This window comes from Sodalis sp. RH14 (assembly GCF_047324285.1).
GTDB lineage: Bacteria > Pseudomonadota > Gammaproteobacteria > Enterobacterales > Enterobacteriaceae > Acerihabitans.
In genome coordinates this window covers 3,945,126-3,963,203 of record NZ_CP178739.1, presented here as the reverse complement: position 1 = coordinate 3,963,203, position 18,078 = coordinate 3,945,126, and the positions used below count along the sequence as shown (strand labels likewise).

Here is an 18,078-nt window from a genome sequence, read left to right as displayed (position 1 = left end):
GATAACAAGATAGTGACAAACCGCAGCCAATGCAAGGGACTAAAACGCCCGATTTTGTGGATAACTTGGGGGTGAAATGTTAACGGATTCTTTAAAGCGCTATTTCACCGGCGCTTAGCGCATGTCAATGGCCGGCGAAAAAAATTCGAAAAGGGATTATTTGGTGTTTTATTAAACTAGGGGTAACGATTTTCGCTACCCCTGTCGGTCAAGACGCGTGGCGCGTATGCAGCATATAGTTAACGTCGACATTGCCGCCGAGGGTAAAACGATCGCGCAGCGGATTATAATGCAGCCCGATGATATGGCGCTCGCGCAGGGGGGTGCTTTCCAGCCAGTTCAGCAGCTCGGACGGCTTGATGAATTTCCTGATGTCATGGGTGCCGCGCGGCACGATGCGCAGCAGGTACTCGGCGCCGACGATGGCCATCAGCCACGACTTGGGGTTGCGGTTCAGGGTGGAGAAAAACACGTCGCCGCCGGGTTTCACCAGCCGGGCGCAGGCGCGCACGATCGAGGCCGGGTCGGGCACGTGCTCCAGCATTTCCATACAGGTGACCACGTCGTAACGTCCGGGATTGGCCGCGGCATGGTCTTCCACCGTTTGCTGGATATAGTCGATGTTTATCCCGGTCTCCAGCGCGTGCAGGCGCGCCACCGCCAGCGGCTCGGTGCCCATGTCAAGGCCGGTCGCCCGCGCCCCTTCGCGCGCCATGCTCTCCGTCAGGATGCCGCCGCCGCAGCCCACGTCCAGCACGTCTTTACCGAACAAGCCCCCGGAGCGGCCCAGGATATAGTCCAGGCGCAGCGGATTGATCCGGTGCAGCGGCTTGAATTCGCCCTCCAGATCCCACCAGCGCGAGGCGACGGCGTCAAATTTGGCAATTTCCTGCTGATCGACATTGTCGTGGCGCACGACGTCCTGTTTATTGCTGCTGACTTCCGGATTCATCACGCACGCTCCCTTATCGCGTTGGTGTTTGCATTCATACAGGTGTTTCCCGGGGAGAATCTTCCCGCCTGCGGCAAGTATACCGTTAACCGCGCAACTGACCAGCGGCATAACGGCGGAAATCACCGGCGCGGATGCTTCCGGCCGCCGACTATTTTCCCTGAATCACCGATGTATGGTATACTTTGGCACCTTCAAATCCGGGTAGATGCATCAATTAGTAGAGGGATAGCGGCTGCATGAGCGACCTTGCCAGAGAAATAACACCGGTCAACATCGAAGAAGAGATGAAACGCTCTTATCTGGATTATGCCATGTCCGTGATTATCGGACGTGCGCTGCCGGATGTACGTGATGGACTGAAGCCGGTACACCGCCGCGTTTTATTCGCGATGAGTGTGCTAGGTAACGACTGGAATAAACCTTACAAAAAATCGGCCCGTGTGGTCGGGGACGTTATCGGTAAATATCACCCCCATGGTGATTCCGCGGTCTACGACACCATCGTGCGTATGGCCCAGCCGTTCTCGCTGCGTTATATGCTGGTGGATGGCCAGGGTAACTTCGGTTCCGTCGACGGCGACTCCGCCGCGGCGATGCGTTATACCGAAATCCGCATGTCGAAAATCGCCCATGAGTTATTGGCGGACCTCGAAAAAGACACCGTGGACTACGTGCCGAACTACGACGGCACCGAGCAGATCCCCGAGGTCATGCCCACCAAGGTTCCCAACCTGCTGATCAACGGTTCCTCCGGTATCGCGGTCGGCATGGCCACCAATATTCCGCCGCACAACCTCACCGAGGTGATCAACGGCTGCCTGGCCTATATCGATGATGAAAATATCAGCGTCGAAGGGCTGATGGAACATATCCCGGGGCCGGACTTCCCCACCGCCGCCATTATCAACGGCCGGCGCGGCATTGAAGAAGCCTATCGCACCGGACGCGGCAAAATCCTCATTCGCGCCCGCGCGGAAGTGGAAGCGGATGCCAAAAGCGGCCGCGAAACCATTATCGTGCATGAAATTCCGTACCAGGTGAACAAAGCCCGGCTGATCGAGAAGATTGCCGAACTGGTCAAGGACAAGCGTATCGAGGGCATCAGCGCCCTGCGCGACGAATCCGATAAAGACGGCATGCGCATCGTGATCGAAATCAAGCGCGACGCGGTGGGCGAGGTGGTATTGAACAACCTCTACTCCCAGACGCAGCTGCAGGTGTCGTTCGGCATCAATATGGTGGCGCTGCACCAGGGCCAGCCAAGGATCATGGCGCTGAAGGATATTTTGTCCGCCTTTGTCCGCCACCGCCGCGAAGTGGTCACCCGCCGTACCATTTTTGAACTGCGCAAGGCGCGCGACCGCGCCCATATCCTTGAAGCCCTGGCCGTGGCGCTGGCGAATATCGATCCGATCATCGAGCTTATCCGCAACGCGCAGAATCCGACGGAAGCCAAGGCCGGGCTGGTGGCCCGTCCCTGGGAGCTGGGCACCGTGGCGGCCATGCTTGAGCGCGCCGGCGACGACGCCGCCCGCCCGGAATGGCTGGAGCCGGAGTTCGGCATCCGTGACGGCAAATATTACCTGACCGAACAGCAGGCCCAGGCCATCCTGGATTTGCGCCTGCAGAAACTGACCGGACTGGAGCATGAAAAGCTGCTCGACGAGTACAAAGAGCTGCTGGATCAAATCGCTGAACTGATTATTATCCTGGAAAATCCCGATCGGCTGATGGAAGTGATTCGCGAAGAACTGAACGCGATGAAAGAGCAGTACAACGACCCCCGCCGCACTGAAATCACCGCCAATACCTCGGATATCAATATCGAAGATCTGATCAACGAGGAAGACGTGGTAGTGACCTTGTCCCACCAGGGCTATGTCAAATACCAGCCTCTGACCGATTACGAAGCCCAACGGCGCGGCGGCAAGGGCAAATCGGCGGCGCGCATCAAGGAAGAAGACTTTATCGACAGGCTGCTGGTGGCCAATACCCATGACACCATCCTGCTGTTTTCCAGCCGCGGCCGTATGTACTGGATGAAAGTATATCAACTGCCGGAAGCCAGTCGCGGCGCCCGTGGCCGGCCGATCGTCAATCTGCTGCCCCTTGAGCCGAATGAACGCATCACCGCCATCCTGCCGGTGCGGGAATATGAGGAAGGCCGCCATGTGTTTATGGCGACCGCCAGCGGCACCGTGAAGAAAACCGCGCTGACCGAGTTCAGCCGGCCGCGCAGCGCCGGCATCATCGCCGTCAACCTCAACGAGGGCGACGAACTGATCGGCGTCGATCTGACCGACGGCAAGAACGAAGTCATGCTGTTCTCGGCCTACGGTAAGGTCGTGCGCTTCCCGGAAGGGCAGGTGCGCTCCATGGGCCGTACCGCCACCGGCGTGCGCGGCATCAACCTGGCCGAGAAGGATCGCGTGGTGTCGCTTATCATACCGCGCGGAGACGGGCCGATCCTGACCGTTACCCAGCATGGTTACGGTAAACGTACCGCCCAGGAGGAATACCCCACCAAATCCCGCGCCACCCTCGGCGTGATCTCGATTAAGGTGAGCGAACGCAACGGCGAGGTGGTCGGCGCGGTGCAGGTGGCCGATACCGATCAGATCATGATGATCACCGACGCCGGCACCCTGGTGCGTACCCGGGTTTCCGAGGTCAGCATCGTCGGGCGCAATACCCAGGGCGTGACCCTGATCCGCACCGCTGAAAACGAGCATGTGGTCGGCCTGCAGCGCGTGGCCGAGCCGGTTGACGACGAAGAGCTTGACAGCGTCGAAGGCCTGGCCGATGGCGACGAAATCGAAGACGCCGCCGATGAGGATATCGATGGCGAGGACGCCGGCGACGATATCGGCGCGGACGACGATGACTCGGCGGACGGAGACGACGAGCCGAACGCCTGATTGCCGCCGCCGCCCGGTGTCAGCATAGCGCCGGGCGGCACGGCCGCCCCGAAAGCCAGCCGCCGCGCTGGCTTTTTTTATAGGGGGCCGGTAGTGTAACGCATACGCTGGCCTCCGATTAAAGACTATTACCGGAACGTGACTTTCTTGAAATACTTCACATCATTTCGCACAACGGTAAAAATATCCCGCTATCTGTTCCGCACCCTGGCGCTATTGCTGTGGGCGCTGGGCGCGCTGCTGTCGGCTTTTTACATTATCAGCCAATTACACCAGCGCGAGTCCGATCTGCGCCAGGAGTATTACACCAGCTACGGCCAGGCCCAGGCCTATATCACCCGTTCCACCACCATTATGCGGGAAATTAAATATGTGGCGGAAAACCGGCTTAACGCCGGCCTGCCGGGACTGGATATGCTTAACGGCGTATTTGCCGGCAAGGCCAGCCGCCCCGATATTTCGCCGCTCTATCCCACTGCCGACTGTAGCGGCACCGGTACCGAATACCATAACGCCGTCGATTCCCTGAGTTATTTCCTCAGCTACTGGAAAGACAGTTTTTCCGATGCCTACGACCTTAACCGGGTGTTTTATATCAGCGGCGAAAGCCTCTGCATGGCGGATTTCAACTTCCGCGGCACCGCGGGCACGGCGGCCTCCCTGCCGAAAAGTCTGCAGCAGGAGATAATCAAATACCGCAACGCGCGCCAAAACGGACGCGAGGACGACTTGTATTGGGTGGTGCCCGGCGCGCGCTCCGGCAGCGGCTCGCTGTACGTATTGACGCCCATCTATGTCGCCAGCAAACTGCAGGCGTTGCTGGGTATAGAACTGAGCATCCGGCTGGAGGATTTTTCCACCGCCAGTACCCTGCCTATCGGCATCACCCTGCTGGATCAGGGCAATATGCCGGTGCTGTCGCTAGCCGACGGGGAGCGCAAAGCGTCGGCGCTGACGGAGTATCCGGCGCAGGCCAGCTATTACGGTTATACGGATAGCTATAAAAACCTGGTGATGAAAAGAAACCTGGCGCCGTCGTCGTTGAGCATCCTGTATTCACTGGCGCTGACCACGATGGTGGAAAATTTCAAGCCGCTGATTTTTAATGCTTTGTTGTTGAATGTCCTGTCGGCCACCCTGCTGTTTATGCTGGCCTGGCTGTTTGAGCGCAGGATGTTCTCCCCGGCGGAAAAAAACGCCCTGCAGCTGGAGGAGAACGAGCAGTTTAATCGCAAAATCGTCGCCTCCGCGCCGGTGGGTATCTGCATCCTGCGCATCAGCGACGGCGCTAACCTTATCAGCAATGAGCTGGCGCATAATTATCTCAGCCTGCTGACGTTTGAGGATCGGCAGCGCATCATCCATATCATCTGCGGCCAGCAGGTGAATTTTGTCGATGTCATGACCAGCAATAATAATAACCTGCAAATCAGCTTCGTGCATTCGCGCTATCGTAATGAAAACGTCGCCATCTGCGTGCTGGTGGATATCAGCGCCCGGGTAAAAATGGAGGAATCCTTGCAGGAAATGGCGGCGGCGGCGGAACAGACCAGCCAGGCGAAGTCGATGTTCCTGGCCACGGTCAGCCATGAGTTGCGCACCCCCTTGTACGGTATCATCGGCAATCTCGATTTGATCAAGACCAAGGCGCTGCCGGACGGCGTCGATCGCCTGGTGATGGCGATGGACAACTCTTCCGCGTTATTGCTCAATATCATCAGTGATATCCTCGACTTTTCGAAAATTGAATCCGAACAGCTGAAAATCGAGCCGCGGTGTTTTTCCCCGCGGGAAGTGGTCAGCCATATCGCCGGCAATTACCTGTCGCTGGTGGTGAAAAAACGCTTAGGGTTGTACTGTTTTATCGATCCCGACGTGCCGCAGAACCTGCGCGGCGATCCGGTGCGCCTGCAGCAGGTGTTGTCCAATCTGCTGAATAACGCCATTAAATTTACCCACAGCGGTTGCCTGGTGATCCGCGTTTATCGCGACGCGGATTACCTGCTGTTCCAGATACGCGACACCGGCGTGGGCATCCAGCAGCGCGAGCTGCTGCGGCTGTTCGACCCCTTTGTGCAATTGGGCAGCGGCGGGCAGCAGCAGTCCCATGGCACCGGGCTGGGGCTGGCCATCTGTGAAAAGCTGGTCAATCTGATGGACGGCGATATCGCCGTTGAGTCCGAGACCGGGCTGGGAAGCCAGTTTACCATCCGGCTGCCGCTCTACCAGGCAAGCTACGCGCCGCCGGTGCTGAGCAGCGACCTGTACGGGCGCGTCTGCTGGCTGCATGTGCGCAATGCGGCGCTGGAGGCTTACCTGATCCGTTTGCTGGGCGCCGAAGGCATGGTGGTTAAACGCCATACCTGGCAGGACATTGACAACGAATCCGTGTTCATTACCGATGACGATGATGCGCCGGCGCAACGCCCGCGCGTCTGGATCCGTTTTATGGTCAACCATATCGGCCCCGCGCAGGAAATGTCCGCGGGGGAATGGTGGCTAAGCTCGGCCTTCGCGGACGCGCTGCCGCTGCTGTTGCTGAAAATCTGCCGGGATGACCAGAAGACGGTGCCGGCGTTGCCCTCGCCGGCGGCCATAATGCAGAACGCCTGCGACCTTAATAACGATATCCGCATTCTGGTGGTGGACGATCACCCCATTAATCGCCGGCTGCTGGCGGATCAGCTTGAATCGCTGGGCTATCAGGTGATTACCGCCAACGATGGGGTGGATGCGCTGGGGACGCTGCAAAAACAGTCGGTGGATATCATCCTTACCGATGTCAATATGCCGAATATGGACGGCTACCAGCTGACCCGGCGCTTACGCGGGCAGGGCGTCCAACTGCCGGTGATTGGCGTGACCGCCAACGCCCTGGCGGAGGAAAAACAGCGCTGCCTGGATGCGGGCATGGACAACTGCCTGTCCAAGCCGGTCACCCTGAGCGTATTGCAGCCGGCGCTGGCGCATTTCAGCCAGCAGACCCGGCGGCAACGCCAGCAATCTCCCGCCGATGCCGGTTAAAGGCAATGGAATGCGCTGCGTATGGCGGCGCCATGGCACGAGGGACGGTGAGGGTATAGAAAAGCACAAGGTCGCGGGGGACGTCGGCATATCGGACGGGCGGCGTAGTACGCCGCCCGTTGCGGCAAGAGGGGCGTTACTCTTTGTCCACCGGCGCCATACTGACTGACGACAGGTAATTAAGCAGGGCGATATCATTTTCCACGCCCAACTTCAGCATGGCTGATTTTTTCTGGCTGCTGATGGTCTTGATGCTGCGATTGAGCTTTTTGGCGATTTCCGTGACCAGGAATCCCTCGGCGAACAGCCGCAGCACTTCACTCTCTTTTGGGGAAAGGCGCTTATCGCCATAGCCGCCGGCGCTGATGCGCTCAAGCAGTTTCGCCACGCTGTCGGGAGTATATTTTTTACCCTTTTGCAGCGAGGCCAACGCCTTGGGCAGGTCGGTGGGCGCCCCCTGCTTAAGGACGATACCGTCGATATCCAGTTCCAGCACCGCGCTTAAAATGGCCGGGTTGTTATTCATGGTCAGCACGATAATCGCCAGGTGCGGGTAGTGGCGTTTGATATATTTGATAAGGGTGATGCCGTCGCCGTATTTCTCGCCGGGCATCGAGAGATCGGTCACCAGGACGTTGGCGTCCAGCTTGCTCAGGCTGTTGATTAACGAGGTGGAGTCTTCGAATTCACCGACAACTTTAACCCACTCGATGGATTCCAGGGATTTGCGAATGCCAAACAGGACGATGGGATGGTCATCGGCAATGATGACGTTCAGATTATTCATAATGTTGACTACCTTGCATGCTGTAGCAGTTTAATAACAAAAGCATCAATTTGGTGGATATCGTTGCCGATTTTTGTATTATCATTTTGCATAGTAGCTTGTTTTATATGTTGTTCCAGGGTTTCACATAACACCTTGCCCGGAACCAGGTTCAGCATGGCAAAGACGCCTTTGAGGCGGTGCGCGGTCTGGGCCAGAGCGCTCAGGTCGCCGCTCTCGGCTTCAGTATACAGCCTCTTGACGTCATCGGGTACTGTATCGACGAATAGCGGAAAATAGCCGCTCGAAAAGAGCTGTTCCAGGGCCGCGTTCTCCTGGTTCCCAGGCGTCGTATCCATGTCCCTGCCGCTATCCGCCTGGGCCAGCCTCAGCTCCATCAATTGTAGCATTGCGTCCAGCAGCGGACTGCTCAGATTATAATTAACCCGCAGACGGTACGGCGAAAGCGAGGTAATCGCCGGTTCGCCGCCGTGCAGCAAAATGGCGAAATCCTCCAGGCGATTGCTATCGTCGGTCAGCAGCAGGTCATGCTCCTGGACCAGATGGTGCTCATCGGGATACAGACATTTCCCCCCCCACTGGGTCACCATGGCGTTGACGATGGCGCGGACTTCCTCATTGGCGATATCCAGCAGTACCTGCGTATCCTCCAGGATCTTTTCCTGTTCATCCGCGTCCTCGCCGCCGGCCGCCGGCGGCAGCTGCAGCCTGACCCGGTAGCGGGTGCCGATATCGGCCTTGCTATGGATATCCAGGCCGCCGCCCAGCTGTTTACACAGCTTCGAGCACAGGAACCAGGTCAGGGCCGACCCGCGCTGGTAATGATCTTCGCGCGCCCGGCTGACAAAGGGCTGGTGCAGGTTCGCCAGCTCTTCGGCGCTGATGCCGCTGCCGGTATCGCTGATGGTGCACAGCAAGATATCGGGGCGGGACGGGTCCTGATCCACGGATAAGACGATTTTGCCGTACTGGGTGCTGATAATGCTGTAATCCAGCAGCAGCGAAATGATTTTTTTCACCGCCAGCGCGTCGCCCCAGTGCCGCTGGTTTAAAGGCAAATGGTAGTGGTGATACAGGGTCAGCCCTTTTTGCGCCACGGCGGGCAAACGCTCCACCAACAGGGCGTCGATAAGTTCCGCCAGCGAAAAGTCCGCCGGATTCGGCTGCCAGTCCTTAATTTCCAGCGCCGTCAGCAGGCGCAGGTTATCAAACAGCGCGGCCAGGCGCGAGGACTCGCATTTCAGGCTCGCCAGGCAGCGCTTGCGATCCTCGTCGGTCGCGGCGTGCGCCAGGGCATCGGTTAATTCATTTATCACCATCAGCGGGCGGCTTAACTCATCCTGGAAGTTGGTGAGAATGGCGCGCCGCGCCTGGTGGTTTTTCGCCAGCTCCTGCTGCGCCTGCTGCAGCCTTTTATTCACCAGCACTTCTTTATCGTGATCCAGCAGCTGGAACAGATAGGTCTCCGGGGAAAGCTGGCTTTTGAACATGCGGATTTCATACACTTCGTTATTGACCGTCGCCTGGATGATGCCCTGGTGGCTTTCGGCCAGGTTGGCGATTTTTTGCAGGCTGAGATGGGGCAGCAGATGATCGCCGATCTTATTGCTGGCGACCAGGGTGTTATCGCTGAAATTGTACACCAGCAGCCCCAGGGGCAGATTGGCTATCACTTCCTCGCTCAGGATACGGTGGGATTTCAAATCGTGCGCCATATTCGCGCGCGGGCGCAGGAAATGCTGGCGCACCAGGTAAACGCCCAGCAACGAGAGGGCGATCATCAGCAGCTCAATGGCAACCGGCCAGATATTATTGCGCAGCAGATCCAGGATCAGGCCGCCCAGCGGCACGCGGTACACCAGATTCAGCGGCGCATTGCTAAACCGGGCGGTGATGGCGAGCGCCGACCCGGTTATCACGCTGGTTGCCGGCTGCGCGTTGTCCTGCTCGTCTTCCTCGTCGCCATTGGCCGCGCCGGCGCCGACCAGGGAGAAATTGGCCCGCGCCATGTTCAGCGGGATCACATCGCTGACCGGCAGATCGAAGGCGACGATGGTGGCCAGATGCCCCGGCTGGTTGATGATGATCCGGTGAGTAAAGTAGTAGTCGTTCTGGAAACGGTATTTGCGCAGCGGCGAAAAACTTTCGCGTTCATCAAGGATATTAGCCTGCTGCAGCATTTCGGCCCGACGGGATTTTACCAGGGCGCTGATAAAGCTGTCTTCGAAACGCGGCGCGATATCCCGCAGCGGCTGCGTGGAAATCAGCGTCAGGCTGTTGTCGACGCCATTGAGATAAAATAAAGAGTAGTTATTGCTCTCGCCGCCCCACAGCACGTCCAGGTAATCCGACATCTTCACCGCCGTGGCCAGGGTGGCGCTTTCATGGGCGCCAAAGATCAGTCCGTCGGTTTTTCGATGGGGTTTTTCAATGTAGAACACATCGGGACGCAGGCGGGTTTCGTGAATATTCCCAAGCGTCATGTCGACCGGGCCGGTACCGGTGGATTGCTCATAGAGGCGATCCGCCACGAAACGGTAGGTATCGATGCGTTTTTGCAGCGCCACGGTGATGGTGGTCATGCTGTGCTTTTTTTCAATGATATAGGCATTAACGGCATGCAGGCCAAACAGCCATAACGACAGCAGCAATAATAAAATAAACACCACCAGGCCGCGGGTGAGCGCGGCCGGTGTCAGGGTCAGGTTCTTGATTTGCATATTTTTTTTATCACCGGCTTTCTTTATCGGGTCACCCGGCGCGCGCTCAGGGTAACCACCAGAAGTAACAATGCGACGCAGCCGAACGCGGTGAACAGGCTGGTCAAATGGGCAATAAAGCCGATCAGCGCCGGGCCGGCCAGGATACCGGCGTAACCGACGCCGGAAATGGCCGCCAGGGCAAGATTAGGCGGCATATCCGTTTGGGTGCCCACGACGCTGAACAGTAGCGGCACCAGGTTGGCGGCGCCCAGTCCCACCAGCATAAAACCCAGCAGCGTCACCAGCGGTTGATCGATGAAAATGGCCAGCCACAGCCCGGCGGAAGCGCACAGACTGCCGGCCGCCAGGGTGCGGAACCGGCCGATGGCGTTGATAAGCCGATCGCCGTTCAGGCGCCCAACGGTCATGGCGATGGAGAACAAAACATAGCCCAGGCCGCCCATGGCGCTGTCAAGCCCGCGCTCGACGGTCAGGAACAAGGCGCTCCAGTCCAGCATCGCGCCTTCGGCCAGGAACAGGATAAAACAGAGCAGTCCGATAAACAGCACTTTACCGCGCGGGCGCACGAACAGCGGGCCGGGATCGTTTTCCTGCGGTTGCGCCAGCAGGTCTCCCGCGGCGTACAGCAGCAAGGCCACGATCGCCAGGTCGGCGACGGCAATCGACCAGAACGGCGTACATCCAAGCCACAGCAGAATACTGACCAGACCGGCGCCGGCAATGCCGCCGATGCTGAAAAAACCGTGAAATCCCGACATCATGGCCCGGCCGCTGGCTTTTTCCACCGTCACCGCCTGGATATTCATGCTGATGTCCATGGCGCCGAGCGCCGCGCCGAACAGCAACAGGGCGACGCCAAGGGATACCGGGGCGGGCGCCAGCGCCAGGGCCGGCAGCGTCAGGCAAAGCAATACCCCGGCGCCGGTAATCATCCGCCGGCAGCCGAGTCTGGCGGCCAGCGGCGCCGCCAGGGGCATGGCCAGCAGCGAACCGATGCCCAGGCACAGCAGCAGCATGCCGAGGGCGGCGTCATCAATATCCAGGCGCAGCTTGGCGAAGGGAACCAGCGGCGCCCAGGCCGACATGCCGAAGCCGGCGATAAAAAAAACGATCCGCGTGGCGATACGTACCGGCAGGCCGATGTGCTGCTGCGTATTATAAGTCGTGGTCATGAAGCTTTCCGCATATCCTGCCTGGAATCAAAGAGTAAAGCGGCGCCGTTATGCACGGCCGCCGCCGCTGTCGCCGCCCCGGCGCTCAAGCCACAGCGCGATCACCTGTACGATATAGTCTTGTTGCGCGGCGCTCAGCGCCTGTCCTTTCGCGATGCCGTGCCATTTTTCCAGGCATCCCCGGCAGCAGGTGGCGGTGCCGTGCTGGGCGACGAATACCGGATGGCCACGCCAGGGCGTTTGTTTGCCGTCTTTGGCCGGGAGCGCCGGCGCCAGCCGGGCGGCGATAAAATCACGCGCATGGGCAAGCACCACCGCCATACCTTTATTATGCAGGTAGGTAAGGTCTTTTTCATTAAGCCGGAATGTTGACCGGAAAGCGGAGCGCTGTAAGCGCTCCCAAAGGATGTCGAAATTCTGATCTTGTCCCATGGTGCCCCTTGCTGTCCTGCGGTGTGGCCGTAAATCCCCGGTATCCGGGAAAATGACGGCATAAAGTGTAGCATGCCCAGCGCCGGATAACGAAGTACGCCTTGCAAGGCGGGGCCGGCTGAGGCGGCGGGGACGCGTGCCCGGGCAGGGTATGCCTGTGGGGGTCGCGGTAAAAATAAATGATTTTTAATGTGATCAATATCGTATTTTTTTATATTCCTTTTCATGTTATAGCGGATGAATAATAAATTACCCGATAATTAAATTGATGTTTATAAAAAGAACTTTAGGTAAAAATGATGTCGGGCGGCAATAACGATTTATTTTCTAACATTTATTAATAAATGTTAATATTTTCACGATACGCCAAAAAAAAAAGCCGGTCTTCTAACCGGCGAGGGAAAAAACATCAGTGATGAGAGTAACAATGAAAATTAATGATGATAGCGTAGATAATATTAGTTAAAAATAAATTCATTTTTTGCCAGAAAGTGCTATTAATGACTAATGGTTTTATCTTGTTGATGTTAATCGATAAAATAAATATTTTGTCGACATTTTCATCTGGGGAACGCCGCCGGATGACGGGTGGAAATGGGATAAGTTCCCTTGGGGAAACATGACTAAATATAAACCTTGCATTTTGAAACATTGTAAGCCACTTGGTATCATTTTATCGCTAGTATAAAAATGCATTTAACGCAAAATGAAATGGCTTATCGAGGCGTAATAAATCCTGTAAGCACCCAAAACAATGGTGGCCAAAGATAATAAATATTTGAGGATAAAAGAATGAAACTTCACGTTCTCTCCCTGCTCATACCCGCATTGCTGGCCGCCGGTTCGGCCGGCGCGGCAGAAATCTACAATAAAGACGGCAATAAACTGGATCTGTACGGCTCACTGCATGGTTTACACTACTTTTCCGATAATGACGGCAACGACGGCGACAAAACCTACACCCGTATCGGCTTCAAAGGCGAAACGCAGATCAATGACCAGCTCACCGGCTACGGCCAGTGGGAATATGAAATCAAGGCCAACAATACCGAAGGCAGCGATTCTACCGACGGCGACCACACCCGCTATGGTTTCGCCGGGGTGAAATTCGGCGACTACGGCTCGTTTGACTATGGCCGTAATGACGGCGTGCTGTACGATGTCGCCGCCTTTACCGATTTGCAGCCTGAGTTTGACGGTTCCACCTATGGCGCCGATCAATTTATGTTCCAGCGCACCAGCGGCGTGGCGACCTATCGCAATAACAACTTCTTTGGCCTGGTGGATGGCCTGAAATTCGCCCTGCAGTATCAGGGCAAGAACGCCGACCCGGAAGAATCGGCAAACGGGCGCGATGTATTGGGACAAAACGGCGAAGGCTACGGCATGTCCCTAAGCTACGATCTCGGCATGGGCGTCAGCGCCGCGGGGGCCTTTTTTAACTCGAAACGTACCGACGACCAGAACGGCGCGCGCAATTACAATACCATTATGGGACGCGGGGACCGCGCGGAAGGCTACTCGGGCGGGTTGAAATACGATGCCAACCAGGTTTACGTGGCGGTCATGTTTACCCAGTCGTATAACGCGGCGCCTTTCGGTTCCAGCGACTCAAGCGTGTACGGCTACGCCAACAAAGCGCAAAGCTTCGAAGCCTATGCGGATTATAAGTTTGATTTCGGACTGGTGCCGTTCGTGGGTTATAACCAGACCCGGGGCAAGGATCTTGGCCGCGCCGGCGACAACAATACCTATCAAAATGAAGATTTGGTGAAGTTTGTCGACCTGGGCGCCAGTTATTACTTTAATAAAAATATGTCCACCTATGTTGATTACAAGATCAATTTGATGGACGACAATAACTTTACCGATGCCGCCGGCATTAATACCGACGATGTGGTGGCGGTGGGCCTGGTGTATCAATTCTAAGCAGCGTGCGGGAAAGGGGGCGGGCGCGCCCTTTCCCGTTATGGGGCATTATTCCGACAGTTGAATTAAATAAATCATAAACAACACGCATTGGCCGCGATGTGAAAAACAGAGATATAGAAATATATTAGCTCGATAATAAAATAATTTAATTTCTTTTTGCGCGCTCTTTGATTCGAACACGAAAAATATGATATTATTTTAACTATTTGATATTTAACGAATTAAAAATTAATTTTAAAAATATTTATCCCGTATTGGCCAATAAATAAAAACCCACTCTCATTTATCCTCTATTTATATTGCTGCTTTAATATCCATTTCCTGTGGTTGAATAGCAAAATTCGATTAGGTATTATCGCGGCTCATGTCAAAATCCATTTTTTTAGCGGATCATTTTTTCCTGCCGAAAACAGGATTATTTATCTGGCAGTGCTGCAATAATTTTATACACCGAGGATATTATAATGAAACTACGTCTTAATTATGCCCTGATGCCGGCATTAGTTTTTACCGGCGCGGCGGGCGCAGCCGAGATCTACAATCGGGACGGTCAGAAGCTGCATTTAAACGGTACTTTGGCTGGAGTGCATTATTTTAAAAATAATAGTTCCGATAGTGATGAATCATATATGCGCTTCGGTTTTCGCGGTGAAACCCAGGTCAACGATCTGCTTACCGGTTATGCCGAATGGCAATACCAGGCGCAACTGGCCCGGGGTGAAAAGGACGAATCACGGGACAGCACCACCCGTTTGGGTTTCGTGGGGCTGAAGTACGGCGATTATGGCTCGTTCGATTACGGTCGCAACTGGGGCGTCCTGTACGATGTACTTTCCTACACCGATAAGCTGCCGGAGTTTGGCGGCTTTTTCCAGGCCGACGGTTATCTCGCCCAGAGGGCGAGCAACCTGGCCACCTACCGTAATACGGGCTTCTTCGGCCTGGTGGACGGGCTTGACGTCGCGCTGCAATACCAGGGCGCCAACGCCGCCGGCAAAAAGAAAGGCGAGGGCCGCGGCCGCGGCGCGGCCAACGGCAATGGTTATGGCATGTCCCTGGGTTATGATTTGGGCCGGGGTTTAAGCGCCGCCGGCGCGTTCAGCAGCGCCAGCCGCACCGAAGGCCAGAGGAAACTGGCATATGGCGGCGGCGACGGCAGGGTTAACGCCTATTCGGGTGCGCTCAAATATGACGACAAAAACCTGTACCTGGCGGTGATGTATACCCAAAGCTATAATCTGGTGCGGTTCGGCGAATTCAAGGATGATAAAAAAGTCAGCGGCTTTGCGCATAAGGCGCAAACTCTGGAAATGGTGGCGCAGTATATGTTTGATTTCGGTCTTACGCCGTCGCTGGCCTATCTCTGGACCACGGGGCGCAATATTGAAAAATACGGGCGCCAGGATCTGCAAAAGTTTATCGATATCGGCGCCACCTATAATTTCAACAAGAATTTGGCGACCCATATTGATTATAAAATCAACCTGCTGGGCGGCAATACCTTTACTCAGGAAGCTGAAATTCATCGGGGGAATATCGTTGCGGCGGGGCTGACGTATCAGTTCTGAGCAAGGCTGGGTTGGCAACGCCCGCCGGAGCGGCGGCAGGACGGCAGGCTGCCTGTCCTGCCCGCGTTCCGCCTGTGGGCGCTGAGGCCCGCCATGGCCAGGCGCTAACGGTGCCGCTGGCGAATCAGCGATTTCTTCCGCGTATCTTTAACTGCCATAACCAATGAAAATATCGCGATGCCGAGCAATACGGCGATGAGAATCAAATTCTGCATTGTCTTTGCCCTCTATTACACTTACAAAAAGTGATTTTGCGGGAATTTACCCTGGGCCGCCATCGGAGCATTCTGTATAACAGTTGAAAAAACAACAACAATACTGTTTCGCTTCCACTATTCTACATAGATGGCGCGGCTGATTCCGGATTACCTGCCCGTGCCTGCCTGCCCCCCCCCGGGGATCGGTTATCACTTGCCCATCATGGCTTAAGGGAAATGATTTATGACATTATCTGCATTATTTCGTCATGCGGCGTTAGGCGCGGCCGCCGTGCTGGCGCTGTCGGTCACCGCTTTTTCCGTCCAGGCCGCCCAGGCGCCGGCCAAAGTGACCTTTGTCCAGGAATGGCCGGTGGCGGACGGCTTTTGGATCCCCTGGACGCTGGGTAAAGCCAAGGGTTTTTATCTGGAAGAGGGGATTGACCTGAATATCGTCGCGCCGCCCACGGTGGCCGATACCATGAAATTTCTCGGCACCGGCCGTGCCGACGTGGCGTTTACCACGGTGATGGACATCATTTTCGCCAAGGAGCAAGGCGCCCCGGTCATCGCCATCGGCCGTTACGGCAGCGGCAATAACTGGGGGATTTTTACGCCGCAGGGTAAGCCGGTAACCGTCGCTGAACTGAAGGGTAAAAAAATCGGCATCTATAATGACGCCTGGACCAAGGCGCAGCTGTCGCTGATGTTGAAAAGCGCCGGCATGACGCTTGACGACGTGCAGATGGTTGCCGCCGCGGATGATACCGTGCCGCTGCTGCTGCAAAACCGGGTGGACGCCACCACCGGCATCACCAACGCCGAAGGGACGGAAATAGCCGTCACCACCGGCAAAAAGCCGGAGTACCTGGCGGCTACGGCGCACGGCGTGCCCGATACGCCGATCTTTATGTTCGCCGGCAACCAGCAGTGGCTTAATAAGAATCCGCAGCTGGCCAAGGCCTTTATGCGTGCCACCGCCAAAAGCATCCGTTATGCCATCGAGCACCCCGACGAAGGCACGGCGGCTTTTGCCGCCCAGTACAGTAAAGCCTATGATCCCGCCTTCGTGAAACAGCAGTGGCAGGACACCATGGCGATACTGGGCAAACCGGGCAAGGACCAGCTCAGGCTGGACGATAGCGCCTGGAGCGCGCTGCTGAGCGCCGTTACCAGCCTTGGCATTGTCAAGCAGACGCTGCCCGCCGCTCAGTACTATACCAACGACTACCTGCCGCAGGAATAAGCCGGCTTCGGCGAGGCAACCCCGTCGCGCGGCGCGTCCCCGCCGGCGGTTTTGGCCAGCGCCCGCTCGATGCGCTCCGTCCCCAGCGCAAAGGGCAGCCGCGCGGCGTTGTCCGCCGAAATTTTCACCCCCAGCGCAATCTGTTTAATGCGCTGGTCAATCGCGTCGGTGATGCCCAGCTGCCGCAGGGTGATCGGCGTGGAAAACAGCGTCAGCAACTGCAATAAATGGGCCTGCGCCGCCAGGCTGTCCGGCCGGTCGTCGTCCAGATAGGACTGTACCACCAGCCCGAATCCCACCAGTTCGCCATGCAAAAATCCGTGCAGATCGGGATGGTAGGTCATGCTGTTGTGCACGGCGTGGGCGACGCCGATACGGGGAATTTCATCGCGCATGCTGTTGGCCATGCCGGCCAGGGCAATCACCCCGTCCAATACCCTGGCCAGCACCGGCGTGGCCAGGCCGGCCTCATTATCGGCCAGCGCCTGCGCGCCCGACTGCTCAAATATATCCAGCGCCAGTTTTGCCGCCTGCGCCTTGAGCACCAGCGACAGGCTGCTGTCGTCCCGACGCAGGTAAGGCTCGAACTCATACCATTTGGCCAGCGCGTCCACAATACCGGCCTTCAGGTAGCGCACCGGCGTGGCGGCGATAATCGCGCTGTCCACCAGCACCCATTCCGGGGTGCGCTGCAACGGCATGGAGTTCAGATGGCCGCCGGCCTCGGTGTATAGCACCGAAATCGGCGACCAGGCGGCGCATGTGGCGGCAATGGTGGGCACGGTGATAAGCGGCAGTTGTCCGCAGGATTCGGCGATACCCTTGGCTGTGTCCAGCACTTTACCGCCGCCGACGCCGATAACCAGCCTGATGTCCTGCGCCTGCGCCTGGGCGCTGAAGGCGGCGATAGTGGCGCGGGTACATTCGCCCTGTAAAAAATAGCGCTGGAAACCGATGCCGTGGGCGCTGAAGCTGGCTTCCAGCGCCGGCTGCGTTGCCTGCCAGGCGCGCGGGCTGGTAATGATCATCACCCGTTCGCGCGTTATTGGCGCGACGTAGTCGCCGATGCGGTTAATCAGTCCGGCTTCGTTAAGGTAATTCTGGGGTGCTTTAACCACAATCAC

11 protein-coding genes are annotated in these 18,078 nt (G+C 56.8%); 5 read left to right on the top strand and 6 right to left on the bottom strand.

Features of this window, described 5'->3' with window-relative positions; translation table 11 throughout:
- Positions 1-208: 208 nt before the first annotated feature.
- Positions 209-952, bottom strand: a complete 744-nt coding sequence (gene ubiG, locus ACL2XQ_RS17990) for a bifunctional 2-polyprenyl-6-hydroxyphenol methylase/3-demethylubiquinol 3-O-methyltransferase UbiG (protein ID WP_413740530.1) — start codon at positions 950-952, stop codon at positions 209-211.
- Between the two features lie 239 nt (positions 953-1,191).
- On the opposite strand from ubiG, the gene gyrA reads away from it, so the two are divergent.
- Entirely contained in the window at positions 1,192-3,873 is a 2,682-nt protein-coding gene (gyrA, locus tag ACL2XQ_RS17985; RefSeq protein WP_413727953.1) for a DNA topoisomerase (ATP-hydrolyzing) subunit A, read from the top strand.
- A 147-nt stretch (positions 3,874-4,020) separates the two neighbouring features.
- Positions 4,021-6,897 carry a two-component system sensor histidine kinase RcsC gene (gene rcsC, locus ACL2XQ_RS17980; RefSeq protein WP_413739522.1) on the top strand — a complete coding sequence of 959 codons (2,877 nt, stop codon included), beginning with the start codon at positions 4,021-4,023 and terminating at the stop codon, positions 6,895-6,897.
- Positions 6,898-7,033: 136 nt separating this feature from the next.
- Here the strand turns inward: rcsC and rcsB are convergent, their stop codons facing one another.
- From rcsB to ACL2XQ_RS17960, 4 genes are read right to left on the bottom strand one after another with little or no spacing between them, the layout of a single operon-like run.
- Positions 7,034-7,684, bottom strand: a complete 651-nt coding sequence (gene rcsB / locus ACL2XQ_RS17975; protein WP_331121075.1) for a response regulator transcription factor RcsB — start codon at positions 7,682-7,684, stop codon at positions 7,034-7,036.
- An 8-nt stretch (positions 7,685-7,692) separates the two neighbouring features.
- Entirely contained in the window at positions 7,693-10,404 is a 2,712-nt protein-coding gene (gene rcsD, locus ACL2XQ_RS17970; protein ID WP_413739521.1) for a phosphotransferase RcsD, read from the bottom strand.
- A gap of 23 nt (positions 10,405-10,427) precedes the next feature.
- Complete coding sequence (locus ACL2XQ_RS17965) at positions 10,428-11,579, bottom strand: MFS transporter (protein WP_410014239.1); 1,152 nt, start codon at positions 11,577-11,579, stop codon at positions 10,428-10,430.
- 48 nt (positions 11,580-11,627) lie between these two features.
- Positions 11,628-12,011 carry a DUF4186 domain-containing protein gene (locus ACL2XQ_RS17960; RefSeq protein ID WP_413739520.1) on the bottom strand — a complete coding sequence of 128 codons (384 nt, stop codon included), beginning with the start codon at positions 12,009-12,011 and terminating at the stop codon, positions 11,628-11,630.
- Between the two features lie 792 nt (positions 12,012-12,803).
- Here ACL2XQ_RS17960 and ompC point away from each other — a divergent pair.
- From ompC to ACL2XQ_RS17945, 3 genes are all read left to right on the top strand, one after another.
- Entirely contained in the window at positions 12,804-13,940 is a 1,137-nt protein-coding gene (ompC, locus tag ACL2XQ_RS17955; protein ID WP_413729747.1) for a porin OmpC, read from the top strand.
- A gap of 467 nt (positions 13,941-14,407) precedes the next feature.
- Positions 14,408-15,511, top strand: a complete 1,104-nt coding sequence (locus ACL2XQ_RS17950) for a porin (RefSeq protein WP_413723317.1) — start codon at positions 14,408-14,410, stop codon at positions 15,509-15,511.
- A gap of 441 nt (positions 15,512-15,952) precedes the next feature.
- Complete coding sequence (locus ACL2XQ_RS17945; protein WP_413739519.1) at positions 15,953-16,954, top strand: ABC transporter substrate-binding protein; 1,002 nt, start codon at positions 15,953-15,955, stop codon at positions 16,952-16,954.
- On the opposite strand, the gene ACL2XQ_RS17940 is transcribed toward ACL2XQ_RS17945, so the two are convergent.
- Complete coding sequence (locus ACL2XQ_RS17940) at positions 16,936-18,078, bottom strand: iron-containing alcohol dehydrogenase family protein (RefSeq protein ID WP_413723316.1); 1,143 nt, start codon at positions 18,076-18,078, stop codon at positions 16,936-16,938. The genes ACL2XQ_RS17945 and ACL2XQ_RS17940 overlap by 19 nt on opposite strands.

Bases quoted from the DNA above. Each gene is read 5' to 3' on its own strand.
- ompC (WP_413729747.1), top strand. From the start codon at position 12,804: ATGAAACTTCACGTTCTCTCCCTGCTCATACCCGCATTGCTGGCCGCC.
- rcsD (WP_413739521.1), bottom strand. From the start codon at position 10,404: ATGCAAATCAAGAACCTGACCCTGACACCGGCCGCGCTCACCCGCGGC.
- ACL2XQ_RS17960 (WP_413739520.1), bottom strand. From the start codon at position 12,011: ATGGGACAAGATCAGAATTTCGACATCCTTTGGGAGCGCTTACAGCGC.
- rcsB (WP_331121075.1), bottom strand. From the start codon at position 7,684: ATGAATAATCTGAACGTCATCATTGCCGATGACCATCCCATCGTCCTG.
- ACL2XQ_RS17950 (WP_413723317.1), top strand. From the start codon at position 14,408: ATGAAACTACGTCTTAATTATGCCCTGATGCCGGCATTAGTTTTTACC.
- ubiG (WP_413740530.1), bottom strand. From the start codon at position 952: ATGAATCCGGAAGTCAGCAGCAATAAACAGGACGTCGTGCGCCACGAC.
- ACL2XQ_RS17945 (WP_413739519.1), top strand. From the start codon at position 15,953: ATGACATTATCTGCATTATTTCGTCATGCGGCGTTAGGCGCGGCCGCC.
- gyrA (WP_413727953.1), top strand. From the start codon at position 1,192: ATGAGCGACCTTGCCAGAGAAATAACACCGGTCAACATCGAAGAAGAG.
- ACL2XQ_RS17965 (WP_410014239.1), bottom strand. From the start codon at position 11,579: ATGACCACGACTTATAATACGCAGCAGCACATCGGCCTGCCGGTACGT.